This is a genomic window from Caulobacter sp. BK020 (assembly GCF_004342605.1).
In the GTDB taxonomy this organism is placed as follows: Bacteria; Pseudomonadota; Alphaproteobacteria; order Caulobacterales; family Caulobacteraceae; genus Caulobacter.
The window spans coordinates 156,094-174,544 of record NZ_SLZL01000005.1; the positions used below are offsets into that span (position 1 = coordinate 156,094).

Genomic DNA, 18,451 nt, shown 5'->3' on the forward strand with positions numbered 1-18,451 from the left:
TCGCCAGCCCTACTTGAAGCGGTAGGTGATGCGGCCCTTGGTCAGGTCGTAGGGCGTCATTTCCACGAGCACCTTGTCGCCGGCCAGCACGCGAATGCGATTCTTGCGCATCTTGCCGGCGGTGTGGGCGATGATCTCGTGATCGTTCTCCAGCTTCACGCGGAAGGTCGCGTTGGGCAGCAGTTCGCTGACCGTACCGGGAAACTCGAGCAGTTCTTCCTTAGCCATCAGGCCTCTCAAAACGGGTGACGCCATGCCGATAAAGCCCCCTCGACGATTGAGTCGGGGAGCGGTTCGCGGCTGCGAGGCGGGGTGTATAGCGCATTCACCCCCCGAACGTCGATGGCGCGCCGAAACGTTGTCGAATCGCCGTGGCCAAGGCGTCACGCACCTCGCGATAGGCCGCCAACATGGCGTCGCGCGAGCCGTCCGCAAGGGTCGGGTCGTGAGTCGGCCAGTATTCGATGTCGGTGGCGCGGTCGCGGGCCAGTTCGACGGCCCGGTGCTGGGCCTCTGGGGTCAGGGAAATGACGACGTCGAAGCTGTCGTCCTCCAGCTGGGCGAAGCTCTTGGGCTGGTGGCCGCTGACGTCCAGGCCCATCTCGTCCATCACCACGGCCACGAACGGATCGACGCCCTCGTCCGACGGATCGGGCTTCAACCCGCACGAATCGACGAACGCCCGGGTGCCGTAGAAGTGCTTGAACAGCGCCTCGGCCATCGGCGAGCGCACGCGGTTGTAGTTACAGGCGAACAGCACCGCGTCGGGAAGGTCCGCCGCCACGCCGCCTAACCCCGCCAGTGCAGCGCGCAGATCAGGGTGAACAGCCGCCGGGCCGTGTCGAGGTCGGTCTTGACCTTGCCCTCCAGCCGTTCGCGCAGCAGGTTCGAACCCTCGTTGTGCAGGCCGCGCCGGCCCATGTCCAAGGCCTCGATCTGCTGGGGCGAGGAGTTGCGGATCGCCGAATAATAGCTGTCGCAGATCATGAAGTAGTCCTTGATCACCCCCCGGAAGGGCGACAGGGACAGCAGGTGCCGACGCTCCTGGCCGCCCGGGGCGACGATGTCGAAGGCCAGACGGTTCTCGACCAGCGACAACTTCAGGTCATAGGGCCCGCCCGGCGACTCGACCGGCTCGAAATAGTTGCCGTCCAGGAGGTCGAAGATCGCCACCTGCCGTTCCTGCTCCTGATCGCGCGAAGCGGCCGCCAGGCTGTCCTCGTCGATGAGGATGGATTTCAGGAACTGGGTGGCCTTGGCGTCGGACATCGTCGGCAGATTTGCCCCTTACGGCCGGGATGGCAACCGAACGGCGGCCGACAGGGCGTGGGCGGGCAGACCCTCGGCCTCGGCCAGCGCCACGGTGTGCGGTCCCAGGATCCCGAACGAGGCCGCGTCGCACTTCACGATCGAGGTGCGCTTGAGGAAGTCGTAGATCGACAGGCCCGACTGGAAGCGGGCCGCGCGGCTGGTGGGCAGAACGTGGTTGGAGCCGGCCACGTAGTCGCCGATGGCCTCGGGCGTCAGGCGGCCCAGGAAGATCGCCCCGGCGTGGCGCACGCGGTCGGCCAGGCGCTCGGGCGCGTCGACCGCGAACTCGACGTGCTCGGGGGCCAGGGCGTCGACCAGGGCCGGGCTGTCGTCCAGCGGGGCCATGATGATCGCGCCGTGGTCGCGCCAGGAGGCGGCGGCGTCTACGCCGGTGGCCAGGGTCGCCAGACGCGCGCCGACGGCGTCGGAGACGGCCTGGGCGAAGGCTTCGTCGTCGGTGATCAGGATCGACTGGGCGGCCGGATCGTGCTCGGCCTGACTCAGCAGGTCGGCGGCGATCCAGTCGGGGTCGTTGGCGGCGTCGGCGACCACGACGATCTCGGAGGGACCGGCCAGGGCGTCGATGCCGACCACGCCGTAGAGCCGGCGCTTGGCGGCGGTGACATAGGCGTTGCCGGGGCCCACGATCTTGTCGACCGGCTGGATCGGGCCCGCGCCATAGGCCAGGGCGGCCACGGCCTGGGCTCCGCCGATCCGCCAGATCTCGGTGACCCCCGCCTCCTTGGCGGCGGCCAGCACCGCCGGCGAAAGCTTGCCGGGCGGGGTGACCATGGCGATGCGGTCGACGCCGGCGACCTGGGCGGGCACGGCGTTCATCAATACGGTCGAGGGATAGGCCGCGCGACCGCCGGGCACGTAGACGCCCACGGCCTCCAGCGGTGTCCAGCGCCAGCCCAGCTGCACGCCGGCCTCGTCGGTCCACGATTGGTCGGACGGCCGCTGGCGGGTGTGGAAGGCGCGGATACGGGCGGCGGCGAAGGCGATGGCCTCGCGGATCTCGGCCGAGCATTCGGCCGCGCCGGCCTCGATCTCCTCGGCGGTGACGCGGATCGTGTCCTCGGTCAGCTCCACCCCGTCGAAGCGGCTGGTGAAGCTGAGCACGGCTTTCAGCCCGTCGGCCTGCACGGCGTCCAGCACGTTGCGCGCGGCGGCGTCGACATTCTCGGGCGCACCCCGGCGCTCGTCGAGAAAGGCCTTGAAGGCGGCGGGAAAGGACGGGTCGGAAGCGTTGAAGCGGCGCATGCGGCCTAGATGCGGGTTTTTGTGCGGGATGCAAGTTTTGATGCGCCGCGAGCCCCCTCCGGCCCTTCGGGCTGCGTCCCCCAGGGGGGGGGGGGGGGGAGCCACGCTGTACGCGCTGCTCCCCCTCCAGGGGAGCTGTCGGCCCTCTGGACCGGCCTCTGGCCGGCCGCAGGATAAACTCCGCCGACTGAGGGGGCCTTTCACGGGCACGGTCTCGCATCCTCACGCCTCTGGCTGTGAGTGGATGGAAAGGGTCGCGGAGCGCCCGGACATCGTCCGGAATGTTTGTAACGTTGTACCGTTTCGACGAAGCCAGGCGCTCCGCGCGACCGTTATCCGCAAGGCCGGGGCGCGCGGGCCTTTTCCGCCCTTCACCCCACCCGGTTGGTTCCTCTGGATCTGTGCACCGCATGAAATCAGAGGCGGGAGTGAGCCGTTTTAAGAGGACCGGAGCGAACCCCACGACGGGCGGGACCTTCCAGCGAAGATCCCGATGGGCGAGCTTACGTCCCTCGCCCTCTGTTTAAGCGCCTCGGCTGCAAACTCACGCGCATCCGACGAGCCCCGCTCGATCGCCCCCCGCCGCCGCATCGGTCGCTGGCCATGCGCCCTTTCCCTGCGACGAGGTGAGGTCAGGATAAGGGTGGTTCGGGAGGGTGAGGATCAAATCGGGTCGAGAAAGTTCAAGGCGTTGATTTGGCTGAGCTTCATCCTGGATACGCCGAGCATAAGCCGCCGGGGACATGCACTCACGCAAGGTCCCAGCCGGTCGATCCTCGTCATCGGGTGAGTGCGTGTCCCCGCCGTCGCCCCCAACGCCCGACCATCGATCCCGAACAACTCGCCCCCTGACTCAGCGGACGAAACAGGGGACACGCACTCACGGCCAGCGCGCTGCAACCCGGCCGATGTCAGGGGATGAGTGCATGTCCCCAGCGGCCCCGCAGCTGGCCCAAACCTTGCTGCCACGCGGGAAAGGAGCTTCGCCGCATGTCCCAGACCGTCACCGTGTCCCAGAACGGCCCAGGCCTGTCCCGTGGCGGCGCCCTGGACCTGCTGCGGTTCGTCGCCGCGCTGTTCATCGTGCTCTACCACGTCGCCGAGCGGGCGCCGGTGTCGCTGTTCGCCCTGCACCCGGCCCTGGGCCGCGGCTATCTGGCCACCGACTTCTTCCTGATGCTGTCGGGCTATGTGCTGGCCCGCACCTACGGGCCGCGCATCCTGGGCCAGGACGTCGGGACCGGCGAGTTCCTCAAGCGCCGCATCCTGCGCATCTGGCCCGCCCACCTGGTGATGCTGGTGCTGTTCGTGACCTTCGTCCTGGGCACGGCCGCCATCGGCCTGGCCCCGCAGAACCCGCAGTGGTTCCAGTGGAATCAGCTGCTGCCCCAGGTCTTCCTGATGCAGGCCTGGTTCGTGCCCGGCCCGTCAGGCTGGAACATGCCGACCTGGACCCTGTCGGCCCTGATCGTCTGCTACGCCGGCTTCCCGGCCGCCTGGCGCGCCACGGCCCGTGTCCGCTCGCCCTGGATCACCCTGCTGATCGGCGTGGCGATCTTCCTGGCCGTGGACTACGCGGCCCAGGCCGTGACCGGCATTCCGGGCCACCAGTTGCCCCTGCGGTTCGGCCTGGTGCGCGGGATCCCGCTGTTCATCGTCGGCATGCTGGTCGCCCGCCTGCCGACGGCGATCTCGTCGCGCTGGGCCGACGGCCTGGCCGTCGCGGCCGGCGCCGCCGTCCTCGCCCTGCAGCTCCTGGGCCGCTTCGACCATGCCAGCCTGGCCCTGCTGGCCCTGCTTATCTACGCGGCCGGCGCCTCGGGCGCCAAGGGCTGGGGCTGGGCCGGCCTGGCGGGCCGCCTGTCGTTCTCGCTGTTCCTGACCAACCAGCTGGTCGCCGTGGTCTGGTTCGGCCTGCTGCGCGCCGCGGCCGGCAAGCTGGGCCTGGAAGGCGCGCTGCTGTGGACCGCCTGGGCCATGGCCCTGCCCGCCTGCGTGGTCGCAGCCTGGCTGTTCGAGCGTTTCGTCGACACGCCGCTGCAGACGTGGATCAAGGGCTGGTCGCGGCGCGAACCGGCGGCCAAGACCGAGCCGGTGCTGGCCTAGAGCAAATCGCGCGATATAGGAATCACACGACTTGCTCTAGATTTTTGTTTTCGCATCGCTTTTGCGGAAAACCGGCGTCCACTTTTCCGCGCGATTCTCTCGCGGCGACGCCTTGCGTCCTTCGAGGCTCGCCTGTGGCTCGCACTTCAGGATGAGGACAGTGGGTCGGCTCCGATTTCCTCATCTCGAGGCGCCTGCGAAGCAGGCCTCGAAGGACGCAGGATCTAGCCGATCAACGCCCTGGCCGCGGCGCGCGCGGCCTCGGTGACCTCGGCGCCCGACAGCATGCGGGCGATCTCCTCCTGGCGTTCGGCCGCCGACAGCGGCTCGACGCGGGTGCGGGTCGAGGTGTCGTCGCCGGACTTGGAGATCCGCCAGTGGGCGTCGGCCCGGGCGGCGACCTGGGCCGAGTGGGTGACGACCAGCACCTGGGCCCCCTGCCCGTTCGCGCCCCGCCCGTTCGCGCCATGGGCCAGGCGCTTGAGCCGCAGGCCCACCGCGTCGGCCACGGCCCCGCCGACGCCCTGGTCGACCTCGTCGAAGATCATCAGCGGTTGGGGCCCCTCGCCGCGCCCGGCCAGAGCGGCTTTCAGGGCCAGGGCGAAGCGGGCCAGCTCGCCGCCCGAGGCGATGGCCTCCATCGGGCCGAACGGCGCGCCGGGATTGGTCGAGATCTCGAAGGCCACGCGGTCGATCCCGGTCGGGCCGGCGCGGTCCTCGTCCAGCGGCTCGACGGCGACACGGAAGCGGGCCTTTTCTAGCTTCAGCGGCGCCAGCTCGGCCTCGACGGCGGCGGCCAGGCGGTCGCCGGCGGCCCGGCGCTCGGCCGACAGGGCCTGGGCGGCGTAGAGATAGGCGTCGCGGGCGTCGGCGGCGTCACGCTCGGCTGCGGTCAGGGCCTCGGCCGAGGTCTCGATCGCCTGGAGCTGGGCGGCGAACTCGGCGCGCTTGCCGGGCAGGCGCTCGACGGCGACGTTCAGCTTGCGAGCCATGCCGCGCAGGGCGAACAGTCGCTCCTCGGCCTTTTCCAGCCGGTCCGGCTCGAACTCGAAGCCTTCAGCGGCGGCGTCGATGGCGGCGGCGGCCTCCTGGGCCTCGACCAGGGCCCGGTCGACCGCTTCGCAGGCGGCGGCCAGCCGGGTGACGGCCGGACCATCGGCCGGCGCCCCGGCCTGGATGGCCCGGTCGCGAGCCCGTTCCAGGGCGCGGAAGGCGCTGGCCAGCTTGCCCGACAGGGCGTCGCCGCCCAGGGCCTCGCTGGCCGCGGCGATGTCGGCCAGGGCCTTCTCGGCCGAGCCCAGCAGGGCCCGCTCCTCGGCCAGGGCCGTCTCCTCGCCCTCGCGCGGGTCCAGCCGGTCCAGCTCCGACAGGCGCAGGGTCAGTTCCTCGGTCTCGGCGGCGGCGCGGTCGGCCAGGTCGCGCAGGGCGTTGGCCTTTTCGCGAGCGGCGCGCCAGGCGCTCCAGGCCGAGGCCACGGCCCCGACGCCGACCGCCCCGAAGGCGTCCAGCAGGGTGCGGTGGGTGCGCGGGTCCAGCAGGCCCACCGTCTCGTGCTGGCCGTGGACCTCCAGCAGCAGGGCGCCCAGGTCCTTGAGCACCCCGACGCTGGTGGCCTGGTCGTTGACGAAGGCGCGCGAGCGGCCGTCGGGCGACAGCTGGCGGCGCAGGACCAGGTCCTCGTCGCGGGCGTAGTCCAGGCCCTTGTCGTCCAGATAGGCGAAGGCGGCATGGTCGGCCGGCAGGGCGAAGATGGCGGTGGCGCTGGCGTGGCCTGCAGCCCCCCGACGAACGAGCCCGGCGTCGGCCCGGGCGCCCGTCGCCAGGCCCAGGGCGTCGAGGATGATCGACTTGCCCGCCCCGGTCTCGCCGGTCAGGGCGGTCAGGCCCGGACCGATGGCCAGGTCCAGGCTCTCGATGAGCACGACGTCGCGGATGGAGAGACCGATCAGCATGAGCCCTAGGATCGCCGGGAATCACGGTTTTTCATAGAGGGCTTGTTCTTGGGCTGTTCTCGTCGCCATCGCAGAGCCTCTCGAAACGAAAAACGGGCCGATCCTGGAGGATCGGCCCGTCAAAATCGGACGTTCTGCGTCTACATGCCCAGGACGCCCATCAGGCCGCCCTTTTTCTTCTTGGCCGCGCCCGGCGGAGCCAGGGTGGTGTCCTTGTCGTGGATCAGGCGATCCAGGAGATTCTTCTTGTTGCCCGCCTTCAGCGGCTCGACGGCCGGCTTGAGGCCGTTGTTGGTCAGCAGCTTGTAGGCCTCGGCGTACCAGGGGTCGCCCGGGAAGTTGTAGCCCAGCACCGCGCCGTTGCGCTTGGCCTCGTCCAGCAGGCCCAGGGTCAGGTAGCTCTCGACCAGGCGGTAGAGGGCTTCGGGCGTGTGCGAGGTCGTCTGGTGGCGGTCGACCACGGTGCGGAACCGGCCGATGGCGGCCAGGGTCTGGCCGTTGCGCAGGTAGTAGCGGCCGATGGTCATTTCCTTGCCGGCCAGCTGGTCGCTGACCATGTCGATCTTCAGCCGGGCGTCCTGGGCGTATTCCGAATTGGGATAGCGCTGGACCACGTCGCGCAGGGCGGCCATGGCCTGTTCGGTGGCGGCCTGGTCGCGGTTGACGTCGACGATCTGCTCGAAATAGCAGACGGCCTTCAGATAGTAGGCGTAGGAGGCCGACGGGTTGCCCGGATACAGGCCGATGAAGCGGTCGGCGTCCGAGATCGCCTCGTTGTACTGGTTGCCCATGTAGTGGGCGTAGCCGGTCATCAGGATCGAGCGGCGCGACCATTCCGAATAGGGATGCTGGCGCTCGACTTCGCGAAAATAGTCGACGGCCTCGTTCCAGCTGCCGCGGTCCAGGCGGTTGGCGCCGGTCGAATACAGCAGCTCCACCGGACGTTCTTCGTAGGCCAGGGTCGGCTTCTTGCGCTTGCCGGCGCAGGCGGAGACCGACAGGGCGACCAGCACGGCGGTCGCGACCATGGCCACCTTGCGTCCCGAGAAATTACGAAGCACGGACTTTATCACCCTCGAAGCAAACGTGCGCCCCTGCGCCGCCGTGCAAGGCTTCTACACCACGCCGATGCGGGCGCAAATGGAAGCCGAGCCGTGACGCCGATACGCCCCAAGACGCATCCCCCGGGGAATCCGCCCAAACGCTACAGACATCGGCTTTTTGACCAAATCAGGTCGAAGCGCGACGCCTTGGTATCAGTTCGTCAGACGGCCTCGGCCAATTCCACCGAATGGGCGCGCATCCGCCAGGCGGCGGGGTTGGCCATCAGGGCCCGGACGATGGCGTTGTTCAGGCCGTGGCCGGCCAGCAGGCCCTCGAAGCGGCCGATGATCGGCGCGCCCAGCACATAGAGGTCGCCCACCGCGTCCAGCGCCTTGTGGCGCACGAACTCGTCGGGACGGCGCAGGCCTTCGGGGTTCAGCACGCGGTCGCCGTCGATGACCACGGCGTTCTCCATCGTGCCGCCGCGGGCCAGGCCGATGGCGCGCAGGGCCTCGACGTCGCGGACGAAGCCGAAGGTGCGGCAGTCGGACAGCTCGGCGCGGAACGAGTCCTCGTCCACCACCAGGTCGACGCGCTGGCGGCCGATGGCCTTGCTGGCGAAGGCGATCTCGAAGGCCACCTCGAAGCGGTCGCTCGGCGACAGGCTGGCGCGCTTGTCGCCCTCCTCGACCGTCACGGTCTTGAGGATCTCGATATAGCGGCGCGCGGCTTCCTGCTTGCGGCGGCCGGCCCGGTCCAGGATCTGCACGAAGGGCTCGGACGAGCCGTCCATGATCGGCACTTCCGGACCGTCCAGCTCGACCACGCAGTTGTCGATGGCCAGGGCCGCCAGAGCCGCCATCAGGTGCTCGATGGTCGAGACACGCACGTCGGCGGCGTTGTTGACTACGGTGCCCAGCTGGGTCTGGCAGACGGCGTCCGGCTTGACCGGCACGCGGTTGTCGCGGTCGTGGACATCGGTACGCACGAAGACGACGCCGGCGTCGGCCGGCGCGGGGCGCACGGCGACGCGCACGTGCGAGCCGGTGTGCAGGCCCACCCCGGCGAAGATGACCGGTCCGGCGACCGTATGCTGAAAATATGCCGAAGCCGACACGTGAGACCCTTACCTTACCAGCGGGGCGGTTCATCGACCGCCTTCTCGCCCCGCTTACCATCTAGGGGAAATGCTGCGTCGCGGCAAAGCAAGTCCTGTTTCCGATTGTTACCTCTATAGCCTTTTGTTTTTCATGGCTTTTTCGGACAATTAGCGGTCATATTTTCGTCGCATTGCGAAGCTTGGAGCCTGGGAGCACGATCTTGCGCCCCACCCCTGGCTTCGCTGGCACGTCCTGGCTAGGCTCGCGGCTCTTTCCGGCGCCAACGCCTCCTGGATACCGTTTCGATGACCAAGACCTTGCGCACAGCCGCCTCCGTCCTCGCCCTCTCCCTGGGGATCACCTTCGCCACCGGCGCCCTCGCCGCCGAGACCGGCCGCGGCTTCACCGCCAAGGACATGGTGCAGCTGGAGCGGATCAGCGACCCGCGCGTGTCTCCGGACGGTCGCTTCGTCGTCTACAGCGTACGGACGATGGACTATGCGGCCAACAAGGCGGCCATGTCGCTGTGGATCGCCGACCTGAAGGCCAGGATGGCCCCGCGCCGCCTGGCGATCTCGGACGGCGGGGCCAGCAGCGCCCGCTGGTCGCCCGACGGCAAGGGCCTGTACTTCATCTCGGGCCGGACCGGCGGGCTGGACCAGGTCTATCGCACCGACGCGGCCGGCGAGATCGCCGTGCAGGTGACCAAGGCCCCGTTCGACGTCGGCGCCTTCAAGATCGCGCCCGACGGCAGGACGATCGTCATCGCCCAGGCCGTGTTCCCCGACTGCGATACGCTGGAGTGCACCAAGGACCGGCTGGCCGCCAAGGGCGCGCAGAAGACCACCGGCGTGGTCTACGACAAGCTGTTCATCCGTCACTGGGACACCTGGAACGACGGGACCCAGAACCACCTCTACGCCCTGAAACTGGACGAGGCCGGCGTGGCGACCGGCGCCCCGGTTGCGCTGATGAACGGCTTCAACGGCGACACGCCGACCAAGCCGTTCGGCGGCGACGAGGACTTCACGATCACGCCGGACGGCAAGGCGGTGTTGTTCTCGGCCAAGCCGGCCGATCGCGAGGAATCGTGGAGCACCAACTACGACCTGTGGCGCGTGCCGCTGGACGGGTCGGCCAAGCCGGCGAACACCACCGAGGCCAACAAGGCCTGGGACGCCCAGCCCAGCGCCTCACCCGACGGCAAGACCGAGGCTTATCTGGCCATGAAGCGCCCCGGCTTCGAGGCCGACCGCTTCGCGATCATGATCCGCGAAGTCGACAAGGTTCGCGAACTCTCACCCGCCTGGGACCGCTCGGCCCAGTCGATCGCCTGGAGCGCCGACGGCAAGACGATCTATACGACCGCCGAGGATGTGGGCCAGACCAAGCTGTTCGCGGTCGACGTCAAGTCCGGCAAGGTCACGGCCCTGACCGGCGAGGGCCATGTCAGCGGCTTCAGCGTCGGTCCGCAGAGCATCGTCTACGCCCAGGATAACCTGAAGGGCCCGGCCCAGCTCTACGCCCTGTCGACGGTCAAGAAGGGCGAGGCGCCGATCAAGCTGACCAACAACAACGCCGAGGCGCTGAAGGACGTCGCCATGGGCGAACCCGAGCAGTTCAGCTTCCCCGGCTGGAACGGCGAGACCGTGCACGGCTACCTGGTCAAGCCGGCCAATTTCGATCCGGCCAGGAAGTATCCGGTCGCCTTCCTGATCCACGGCGGCCCGCAGGGGTCGTTCGGCAACCTCTTCCACTACCGCTGGAACGCCCAGACCTACGCCGGCGCCGGCTACGCGGTGGTGATGATCGATTTTCACGGCTCGACCGGCTACGGCCAGGCCTTCACCGACGCGATCAGCCAGCACTGGGGCGACCGCCCGCTGGAGGACCTGCAGAAGGGCTGGGCCTTCGCGACGGGCAAGTACGGCTTCCTCGACAAGGACCGCGCCTGCGCCCTGGGCGGCTCGTACGGCGGCTTCATGATCAACTGGATCGCCAGCCAATGGAAAGAGCCGTGGAAGTGCCTGGTCGACCACGACGGCATCTTCGACAGCCGGTTCATGGGCTATTCGACCGAGGAGCTGTGGTTCAGCGAGTGGGAGAACGGCGGCCCGCCCTACCAGGCCGGCACGACCTATTCCAAGTTCAACCCCGCCGACCATGTGGACCAGTGGAGCGTGCCTGAGCTGGTGGTCCAGGGCGGCCAGGACTTCCGCGTGCCGCTTGAGGAAGGCATCGGCACGTTCACGGCCCTGCAGCGCAAGGGGATACCCAGCAAGCTGCTGTACTTCCCCAACGAGAACCACTGGGTATTGAAGGCCCAGAACTCGGTGCAATGGCACGACGAGGTGCTGAAATGGCTCGGCCAGTGGACCAAGGGCGAGCAGACCAAGTAATACGCTTATAAATTGCAGATCGACGCCCCTTCCGTTAGTTTGGAGACGGAAGGGGCGATCATGTTCCAGCTGTTCCATGTGATCCTGAACCGCTTCACGCTGCACTCGCGACTGGGCGGGCGCTACGCCGAGGCGCGGATCCTGGCCGCGGAACTGGACCTGGACCTGACCGAGATCGCCCTTCGCCACGGCAGCCAAGGCTATGCCGAGGGCGGCACGACCGCCGACAACAGCCAGGCCGAGCGCGAAGAGAAGTTCCGGCGGCTGACCGAGGGCTTCAACAGCCCCTACCCCAGCGAACAGATCGCCGCCGCCGTCGACCTGCGCAAATGGATGGTCCGCGACTACGGCCTGGAGCGGCTGAGATGGTTCGTGCCGCAGCTACGCGAGCGCTACATCCACGCGATCGGTTCCAAGGCCGCCAAGCTGGAGCCGATCGTCTTCGCCCCCGAGGACGCCAGCCGCGCCGAGCTGGAGGCCGAGGCCCTGAGTCTGCTGGAGCGCCTGAAGCTGCTCTACACCCTGAGCAGCGAGCGCGAGGTGCTGACGGGCCGGATGCGGCGCTGGGCCCTGGGCCTGCTGTGCTGGTTGTTCCTGGCCCTGATGATCACCCGCGTGCTGCCCAACGTCACCCCGCCCGGCGCTGTTCGCGAGACGGTGAGCGTGATCGCCAACTTCTCGCTGATCGCCTTCGTCGGCGCGGCCGGAGCCATGGTCTCGGTCCTGCGGCGCACCGAGTCGGCCATGGCCTCGGCCTCGTCCGACATCGATCCGGTGCGCCAGGTCAGCGCGTTGAGCCAGGGCCTGACGGCGGTGTTCATCGCCGCCTTCGTGGGCATGTCGGTGTCGTTCGTGCTGGTGGCCTTCTTCGCCAGCGGGCTGGTGCGCGAGGGCGCGATCGTCGGGTCCGGCGCGGCCACCCTGTTCCCGCAGATCGTGCCCTGCCGCTACGACTGCCCGATCACCCTGGTCAACCGCGGCCTGATGTTCCCGGCCGCCGTCGACGCCGCCAAGATGATGGTCTGGGCCTTCATCGGCGGCTTTTCCGAACAGCTGGTGCCCGACGTGCTGGACCGTCTGACCAAGGCGGCGCGGCAGACCAAGAAACCGTCGGAGGCGGCTTGAATCAGCGATGGGGACATGCCTTTGCGGCGTGTCCCCCACGGCAGGCGCGGCGCTTGTTCATGGGGACACGCCGCAAGGGCATGTCCCTGGCTCAGACCCGCCCCGTTGCCACGGCCCAGGTCAGCCGGATGCGCCTTTCCAGTTCGCCCAGCTCCCGCTCCCCCGTCTGCGCCCGCGCCAGGGCCGCCGGCGCGGCGGCGGGGAAGGCGGCGATCGGCAGGTCCCTGAGGGCGATCCGCGCCTTGGCCAGCGCCTCCCCCACCCGCCGCCGCACGTCGCCCTGCGTCCAGTCGGCCGGCAGGCGCTGGACCCCGGCCCGCCTCAGCCGCCACAGCCCCGCCAGGCCATAGGCGCGGGCGGCGTCCTGGAGCGCGTGGGGGTCGGCCTTGGGGTCCAGCCGCCAGGCGGCCAGCATCGCCGTCGCCCCGGCCGTGGCGTCGACATAGGCCATGACCTGGCCTTCGGTTTCGAACGGGGCGGTGTCGAGATCGGCCATCCGGGCCTCCGCCATCTCGGCCAGGGCGCCGAAGGGATAGCCGGCGGCGGCCACGGCCTCGACCGTGGGGTGGCGGCGCGGCGGCTGGCCGGCGGCGACCTCTTCCATGGCCTCGCGCCACCAGGTCAGGCGGATCTCGCCCATCAGGGCGTTGCTGACTCCGCCGGCAACCCGGGCCAGCTCGTAGTTGAAGGCGTAGAGGGCGATGACGTCGGCCCGGGCCTTGGGATCGGCGATGAACCGGCTGGCCAGCCAGCGGTCGGGATCGACCCGGCGCACCAGGGCGTCCAGGTCGGTGTCCGGCGCGGCGTTGCGGTGGGCGATGTCCAGCGTGGTCGTCATGGGCGCGGCTTATGCGCCGCATCGCTGAAAAGAAAAAGGCCCACGGATCCCGTGGGCCTCTTCCGATCTCACGGCTGGACCGATCAGTTGAACAGCGTCTGGTACATCGTCATGCAGGCCAGCATCGGAATGCTGAGCAGCGTGTTGATGCGCGAGAACAGCATGGCCATCTTGGCCGCCTTGGCCTTGGCGTCGGCGTCCACCTCGATGATGCCCAGGGCCCGCTTCTGGTTCGGCCAGATCACGCCCCAGACATTGATGAACATGATCGTCGCCAGCCACATGCCCAGGCCGATGAAGGTGAAGCCCATGTCGACGCCGCGCTCGTAGCCGCCCCACAGGCCGAAGGTCGCCGCCTCGGTCAGATAGCCGCGCGCGAAGGCCAGGGCCACGCCCATCACCCAGGTCGCCAGCGCCGCCCAGCGGAACCAGAACAGCGCCTCGGGGGCGATGTACTTGGACACCGCCGGCTTCAGCTCGGCCGGGATCTGCGGCATGACGCGGATCTGCACGAAGTTGAAATAGTACAGCAGCCCGATCCACAGGATGCCGAAGAACACGTGCAACAGGCGGAACACCGCCTGGAAATAGGCCTCGTCGAAGCCGTGTGGGCTGTGCCCGAAGCCGAACGCGATCACCAGGGCCAGCAGGACGCTGACGATGATGGTGTTGCGGAAATTGGAAAGTAGTCCGGTCATGTCCAGGCCCCCTGATGCCCCTTGTCCCGGCGTCCAGGTATAGGCCTGTTCGCGGAGTCGGCAAGAGATGGGCTCAGACGGCGATCAGGGCCGCCGCAAGCCGCCGGCCTTCGCTGGCCAGGACATTGTAGGTGCGCGCGGCGGCCTCGGTGCTCATGAACTCCAGGCCCACGCCTGCCGCCTTCAGGGCGTCGCGCACCGGACGCGGCGGCAGGGCGTTGACCAGGCCCACGCCCAGCAGCACGAACTCGACCGCCCCGCCCGCCGCGAAGACCTCGGCGAAGTCGTCCGGCGTCAGGGCGGCCAGGGCGGTGGCCGACCAGGACCGCGGCTGATCATCGAGGATCAGCAGCGAGCCCGGACGCCAGTCGCCGGAGACCCGGAACCCGCCGCCGCCCCAGGCGTCGATCGATGGCGGCTGGCGCAGCATCAGGGCCGGGTGCCGGCGCCGAGCTTGATCGGCGTGGCTTCCTCGTCGCCCCGCTTTACGCCCCAGACGAGGATGAGCGGCAGGGCGATATAGACCGACGAATAGGTGCCGATCAGGATGCCGAAAGTCATGGTGAAGACCAGCGGGAACAGCACCGGGCCGCCGAACACCATCGTGCCGCCCAGGGCCAGCAGGGCCGTGGAGCCGGTGATGATCGTCCGCGACAGACGCTCGTTCTCCGACAGGTCGATGATGTCGCGCAGCGGCGTGGTCTTGTACTTGCGCAGGTTCTCCTTGAGCCGGTCGAAGGTGATGACCTTCTCGTTCATGGAGTAGCCGATCACGGTCAGCAGGGCGGCGATCGAGGTCATCGAGAACTCGATGTGCAGCACCGACAGCAGGCCCAGGGTCAGGATGATGTCGTGGAACACGGCCACCACGGCGCCGACGCCGAACTGCCACTGGAAGCGGAACCAGATGTAGCCCAGCATCAGCAGCAGGGCGATGCCCAGGGCCTTGAAGCCCGAGCCCAGCAGTTCGCCCGACACCTTGGCGCCGATGACGGACGGCGCGGGCATGGTCATGGTCGGAAAGTGCGCGACCAGCTTCTGCTTGATCTGCGCCGCCTCGGTGTTGGCGTTCTGGCCCGCCTCCGGAAGGAAGCGGATCATGGCCGAGTTGGGCGAGCCGAAGCCCTGCACCTGGGCGTCGTGGACGCCGATGCGCTTCAGTTCGGTCCGCAGCTCGCCCAGCGGAATGGGCGTAGGCATGCGCGCCTCCATGGCGACGCCGCCCTTGAAGTCGATGCCCAGGTTCAGGCCCTGGGTGAAGAACGAGACGCACGAGCCGACGATCAGCAGGGCGGAGATCGCCGCGGCGACCGGCGCCCACTTCACGAAGCGGAAATGGGTCTGGCGGGGGATCAGGCGGATGAGGGGCCAAGCCATGAGCGGAACCTAAGCGATCGGCAGCTTCTTCGGCTTGGCGGTCTTGAACCACCAGCCGATGAGCACTTGAGTGATGATGATGGCGGTGAACACCGAGGTGAACACGCCGATCGACAGGGTCCAGGCGAAGCCCTTGATGGGCCCCGAGCCGAACCCGAACATGATCGCCGCGGAGATCAGGCTGGTGATGTTGGCGTCCATGATCGAGACCATGGCCCGGCGGAAGCCAGTGTCGGCCGCCGACATCGGCGATCGCCCCGCCGCCGCCTCGTCCCGCATCCGCTCGTAGATCAGCACGTTGGCGTCGACCGCGACCGCCAGGGTCAGGATCAGGCCGGCGATGCCGGGGAAGGTCAGGGTGGCCTGGGTCATCGACATGATGCCGATGATCAGCAGGACGTTGACCACCAGGGCCAGGGCGGCGAACACCCCGAACAGGCCATAGGCCAGGATGATGAACACGAACATCGCCGCCGCGCCGATGGCCAGCGAGATGGCGCCGGCCTTGACGGCGTCGGCGCCCAGCTCGGCCCCGACGGTGCGTTGCTCCTCCAGGTTCAGCTTGGCCGGCAAGGCGCCCGAGCGCAGCAGCAGGGCCAGCTCGGCGGCGCTCTCCGGCGTGAAGTTGCCGGTGATGATGCCCGAACCGCCCGGCAGGGGCTGGTTGATGCGTGGAGCCGAAATGTACTTGCCGTCCAGCACGATGGCGAAGCGCTTGCCGACATTGCGGGTGGTGGCGTCACCGAACTTGCGGGCGCCGGCCCCGCCGAAGCGGAAGCCGACCGCGGGCGCGCCGTTCTGGTCGAATTCCTGGTTGGCGTTGACCAGGTCCTCGCCGGTGACCAGGGCGCGCTTGGCGACCGGGATCGGCGGCTCGCCGGGCTGGGTTCCGGGGATGACGATCACGCCGGGCGGGATGCGGCCGGCGACCATGTCTTCCTGCGAGACCGTCTCGTCGACCATCTGGAACGTCAGCTTGGCGGTCTGGCCGACCACGGCCTGCAGTCGGGCCGGGTCGCTTTCCCCGGCCGCCTGGATGACGATCCGGTTGCTGCCCTGACGGGTGATGGTCGGTTCCTTGGTGCCCAGGGCGTCGATCCGACGGCGGATCGTCTCGATCGACTGGGTCACGGCCTTGGCGGCGTCGGCCTTGGCCGCTTCCGGCACGAAGGCCAGTTCGAGCTGCCCGCCTCCCCTGTTGGTCACCGTCGTGTCGCGCCCGGTGACCGTGCCTTGCAACTGCCCGCCGATCGAACGGCGCAGCAGGCTGACCGCCTGGTCCACCTTGGCCGGGTCTGTGATGCGGACCCGCACGACGCCGCCCGCCTCGCCCAACTCGCTGAACTCGATCTGGTCGTTGCGCAGCGTGCTGCGCACGTCCTCGACCATGTTGGTAAGGCGTTCGGCACGCAGCGCGTCGGTGTCGACCTCATAGAGCAGGTACGACCCGCCCTGCAGGTCGAGGCCCAGGTTCAGCTTCTGGTGGGGAACCCAGCCGGGAAGCGCGTCGAGCGTCTTCTGCGGCAGCACGTTGGGCAGGGAGAAGACGATGCCGAAGATCACCGACAGGATGACGGCGGCGACTTTCCAGCGGGAGAGGGTCAGCATGGATTACAGGCTCTGGACGACGCCTTCCGGCGCCTCGTGATCAAGGCGAAGGGGTGATCAGCTCTTGGGATCGTTGGCCGGGGCCGGTTCGCCCTTGGCGCGGATCTCGGCGATCATGCTCTTGACCACCTTGACGGTCACGCCCTGGGCGATCTCGACGCCGACCTCGGTCTCCTCGACGCGGACCACCTTGCCCAGCATGCCGTTCGACAGCACGACATTGTCGCCGCGCTTGACGGCCGCGATGGCCGCGGCGTGCTGCTTGGCGCGCGTCTGCTGCGGGCGGATCAGCATGAAATAGAAGAGCACGACCATCAGGATGATGGGCGCGATCTGGATCAGTTGGGCTTGCAGTCCGGCGGACATGTCGTCTCCAAGAAAGTCTGGTTAGCGTCCCCGCCACATGGGGGGCCCGCCAAGTCGGCGGAAGCTATGCGTTCACCTCCCCTTTTGCAATGACGGGCAGGTGGGGCTAGGACGCAACACATGACCGACGCCGCCCTGCCCCTGCTCGCCCGCATCGCCGACGCCCTGGAGCGCCTGGCTCCGGCCCCTCCGGCCGCGCCCGACTTCGCTTCCGGGCGACTGTTCCGGCACGAGCCGGCCAGCGGCGGCTTCGTTCCCGCCCCCGACTATCCGATGCCCCTGGACCTGCTGATCGGCGTCGAGCGGCAGAAGGACCGCTTCGTCGAGAACCTGCGCCGCTTCGCGCTCGGCCTGCCCTGCAACCACGTGCTGCTGTGGGGCGTGCGCGGCACGGGCAAGAGCTCGCTGACCAAGTCGGCCTTCATGGGGATGGCCGCCGAGCATGCGACCTTGAAGCTGATCGAGGTCGATCGCGACGAGGTCACGGCGCTGCCGCCGTTGTTCGACCTGCTGCGGGCCCGATCGGAGCGCTTCGTGGTGCTATGCGACGACCTGTCGTTCGAGGACGGGGCGGCGGCGGCCAAGGCGCTGAAGTCGGCGCTGGAAGGCGGCGTGGCCGGCCCGCCCGAGAACGTGCTGTTCGTGGCGACGTCGAACCGCCGCCACCTGATGCCGCGCGACCACGTCGAGACCCAGGGCGCGATCGCTGCCGCCGAGAACGCCGAGGAGGAGATGAGCGTCTCCGACCGCTTCGGCCTGTGGATCGGCTTCCCGCCCATGGACCAGCCCACCTACCTGGCGGCGATCCACGGCTATGCCGATCGCTTCGGCCTGGAGGTCGAAAACCTCGAGCGCCGGGCCCTGCAATGGTCGCAGCTGCGCGGCGCCCGCTCGGGCCGGGTGGCCTGGCAGTTCATCCGTGACCTGGCCGGGGAGCTGGGTGTAAACTTGCCGGCGTAGACCCCTGGAGGAGGCCCGGATGGGCAAGCCTTGGTTTCGCGTGAAGCGTTATGGGTTCGGCGCCGGACTGCCCTGCAGCTGGGAAGGCTGGGCGCTGCTGATCGGCTTCCTGGTCGTTGTCGTCGCCAGCGGCGTGGTGTTCACCGAGCGCAACCCGATGCTGCATCTGGGCGTGGTGCTGGCCTCGACGGCGATCGTCGTGGTGGTCAGCTGGCGCAAGAGCGACGGTCCGTGGAAGTGGCGCTGGGGCGACGAATAGCCGACGCTCGCCAGCCGACTTGCCCCCTCCGGGCCTTCGGCCCTC

General features: G+C 68.7%; 19 protein-coding genes. 6 read left to right on the forward strand and 13 right to left on the reverse strand.

The genetic code is table 11. The features are described 5' to 3' along the window. Positions 1-9: 9 nt before the first annotated feature. The 4 genes from infA to hisD all read right to left on the reverse strand — a co-directional run bounded on the left by infA (position 10) and on the right by hisD (position 2,574). A complete protein-coding gene (gene infA, locus EV278_RS08135) occupies positions 10-228 on the reverse strand; it encodes a translation initiation factor IF-1 (protein WP_004617696.1) in 219 nt (72 codons plus the stop codon). A gap of 97 nt (positions 229-325) precedes the next feature. Beyond that, a complete protein-coding gene (locus EV278_RS08140) occupies positions 326-784 on the reverse strand; it encodes a low molecular weight phosphatase family protein (protein WP_132089148.1) in 459 nt (152 codons plus the stop codon). A gap of 5 nt (positions 785-789) precedes the next feature. Continuing rightward, positions 790-1,269 (reverse strand): UPF0262 family protein, encoded by a 480-nt coding sequence (locus EV278_RS08145; RefSeq protein ID WP_132089151.1) that lies wholly within the window; start codon positions 1,267-1,269, stop codon positions 790-792. A gap of 18 nt (positions 1,270-1,287) precedes the next feature. Then, on the reverse strand, positions 1,288-2,574 hold the full coding sequence (hisD, locus tag EV278_RS08150; RefSeq protein WP_132089154.1) for a histidinol dehydrogenase: 1,287 nt from the start codon (positions 2,572-2,574) through the stop codon (positions 1,288-1,290). Between the two features lie 990 nt (positions 2,575-3,564). Here hisD and EV278_RS08155 point away from each other — a divergent pair. Next, a complete protein-coding gene (locus EV278_RS08155) occupies positions 3,565-4,680 on the forward strand; it encodes an acyltransferase (RefSeq protein WP_132089157.1) in 1,116 nt (371 codons plus the stop codon). A 224-nt stretch (positions 4,681-4,904) separates the two neighbouring features. Here EV278_RS08155 and recN read toward each other — a convergent pair whose 3' ends face one another. Further along, on the reverse strand, positions 4,905-6,632 hold the full coding sequence (gene recN, locus EV278_RS08160) for a DNA repair protein RecN (RefSeq protein WP_132089160.1): 1,728 nt from the start codon (positions 6,630-6,632) through the stop codon (positions 4,905-4,907). A gap of 140 nt (positions 6,633-6,772) precedes the next feature. Beyond that, positions 6,773-7,705, reverse strand: a complete 933-nt coding sequence (locus EV278_RS08165) for an outer membrane protein assembly factor BamD (RefSeq protein WP_165916564.1) — start codon at positions 7,703-7,705, stop codon at positions 6,773-6,775. On the opposite strand from EV278_RS08165, the gene EV278_RS24615 reads away from it, so the two are divergent. Continuing rightward, complete coding sequence (locus EV278_RS24615; protein ID WP_255355509.1) at positions 7,659-7,790, forward strand: hypothetical protein; 132 nt, start codon at positions 7,659-7,661, stop codon at positions 7,788-7,790. The two genes, EV278_RS08165 and EV278_RS24615, sit on opposite strands and share 47 nt — an antisense overlap. A gap of 106 nt (positions 7,791-7,896) precedes the next feature. Here the strand turns inward: EV278_RS24615 and lpxC are convergent, their stop codons facing one another. Beyond that, positions 7,897-8,793: a UDP-3-O-acyl-N-acetylglucosamine deacetylase gene (lpxC, locus tag EV278_RS08170; protein ID WP_132089166.1), complete on the reverse strand. Its 897-nt coding sequence runs from the start codon at positions 8,791-8,793 to the stop codon at positions 7,897-7,899. 288 nt (positions 8,794-9,081) lie between these two features. Here lpxC and EV278_RS08175 point away from each other — a divergent pair, with 288 nt between their 5' ends. Beyond that, positions 9,082-11,175: a S9 family peptidase gene (locus tag EV278_RS08175; protein ID WP_132089169.1), complete on the forward strand. Its 2,094-nt coding sequence runs from the start codon at positions 9,082-9,084 to the stop codon at positions 11,173-11,175. A gap of 60 nt (positions 11,176-11,235) precedes the next feature. Further along, a complete protein-coding gene (locus EV278_RS08180; protein ID WP_132089172.1) occupies positions 11,236-12,300 on the forward strand; it encodes a hypothetical protein in 1,065 nt (354 codons plus the stop codon). A gap of 91 nt (positions 12,301-12,391) precedes the next feature. Here EV278_RS08180 and EV278_RS08185 read toward each other — a convergent pair whose 3' ends face one another. The 6 genes from EV278_RS08185 to yajC all read right to left on the reverse strand — a co-directional run bounded on the left by EV278_RS08185 (position 12,392) and on the right by yajC (position 17,187). Continuing rightward, positions 12,392-13,138 (reverse strand): squalene/phytoene synthase family protein, encoded by a 747-nt coding sequence (locus tag EV278_RS08185; protein ID WP_132089175.1) that lies wholly within the window; start codon positions 13,136-13,138, stop codon positions 12,392-12,394. Positions 13,139-13,221: 83 nt separating this feature from the next. Then, positions 13,222-13,836, reverse strand: a complete 615-nt coding sequence (locus tag EV278_RS08190) for a urate hydroxylase PuuD (protein ID WP_132089178.1) — start codon at positions 13,834-13,836, stop codon at positions 13,222-13,224. A 73-nt stretch (positions 13,837-13,909) separates the two neighbouring features. Next, positions 13,910-14,263: an MTH938/NDUFAF3 family protein gene (locus EV278_RS08195; protein WP_132089540.1), complete on the reverse strand. Its 354-nt coding sequence runs from the start codon at positions 14,261-14,263 to the stop codon at positions 13,910-13,912. Positions 14,264-14,265: 2 nt separating this feature from the next. After that, positions 14,266-15,213, reverse strand: coding sequence for a protein translocase subunit SecF (gene secF / locus EV278_RS08200; RefSeq protein WP_132089181.1), 948 nt, complete (start codon positions 15,211-15,213; stop codon positions 14,266-14,268). A gap of 9 nt (positions 15,214-15,222) precedes the next feature. Next, positions 15,223-16,821 (reverse strand): protein translocase subunit SecD, encoded by a 1,599-nt coding sequence (secD, locus tag EV278_RS08205; protein WP_132089184.1) that lies wholly within the window; start codon positions 16,819-16,821, stop codon positions 15,223-15,225. A gap of 57 nt (positions 16,822-16,878) precedes the next feature. Continuing rightward, positions 16,879-17,187 (reverse strand): preprotein translocase subunit YajC, encoded by a 309-nt coding sequence (yajC, locus tag EV278_RS08210; RefSeq protein WP_132089187.1) that lies wholly within the window; start codon positions 17,185-17,187, stop codon positions 16,879-16,881. 120 nt (positions 17,188-17,307) lie between these two features. Between yajC and EV278_RS08215 the strand changes: the two genes are divergently transcribed. Both EV278_RS08215 and EV278_RS08220 read left to right on the forward strand, forming a co-directional pair. Then, entirely contained in the window at positions 17,308-18,147 is an 840-nt protein-coding gene (locus EV278_RS08215) for an ATP-binding protein (RefSeq protein ID WP_132089190.1), read from the forward strand. Positions 18,148-18,166: 19 nt separating this feature from the next. Then, positions 18,167-18,406 carry a hypothetical protein gene (locus EV278_RS08220; RefSeq protein WP_132089193.1) on the forward strand — a complete coding sequence of 80 codons (240 nt, stop codon included), beginning with the start codon at positions 18,167-18,169 and terminating at the stop codon, positions 18,404-18,406. Positions 18,407-18,451 lie beyond the last annotated feature (45 nt).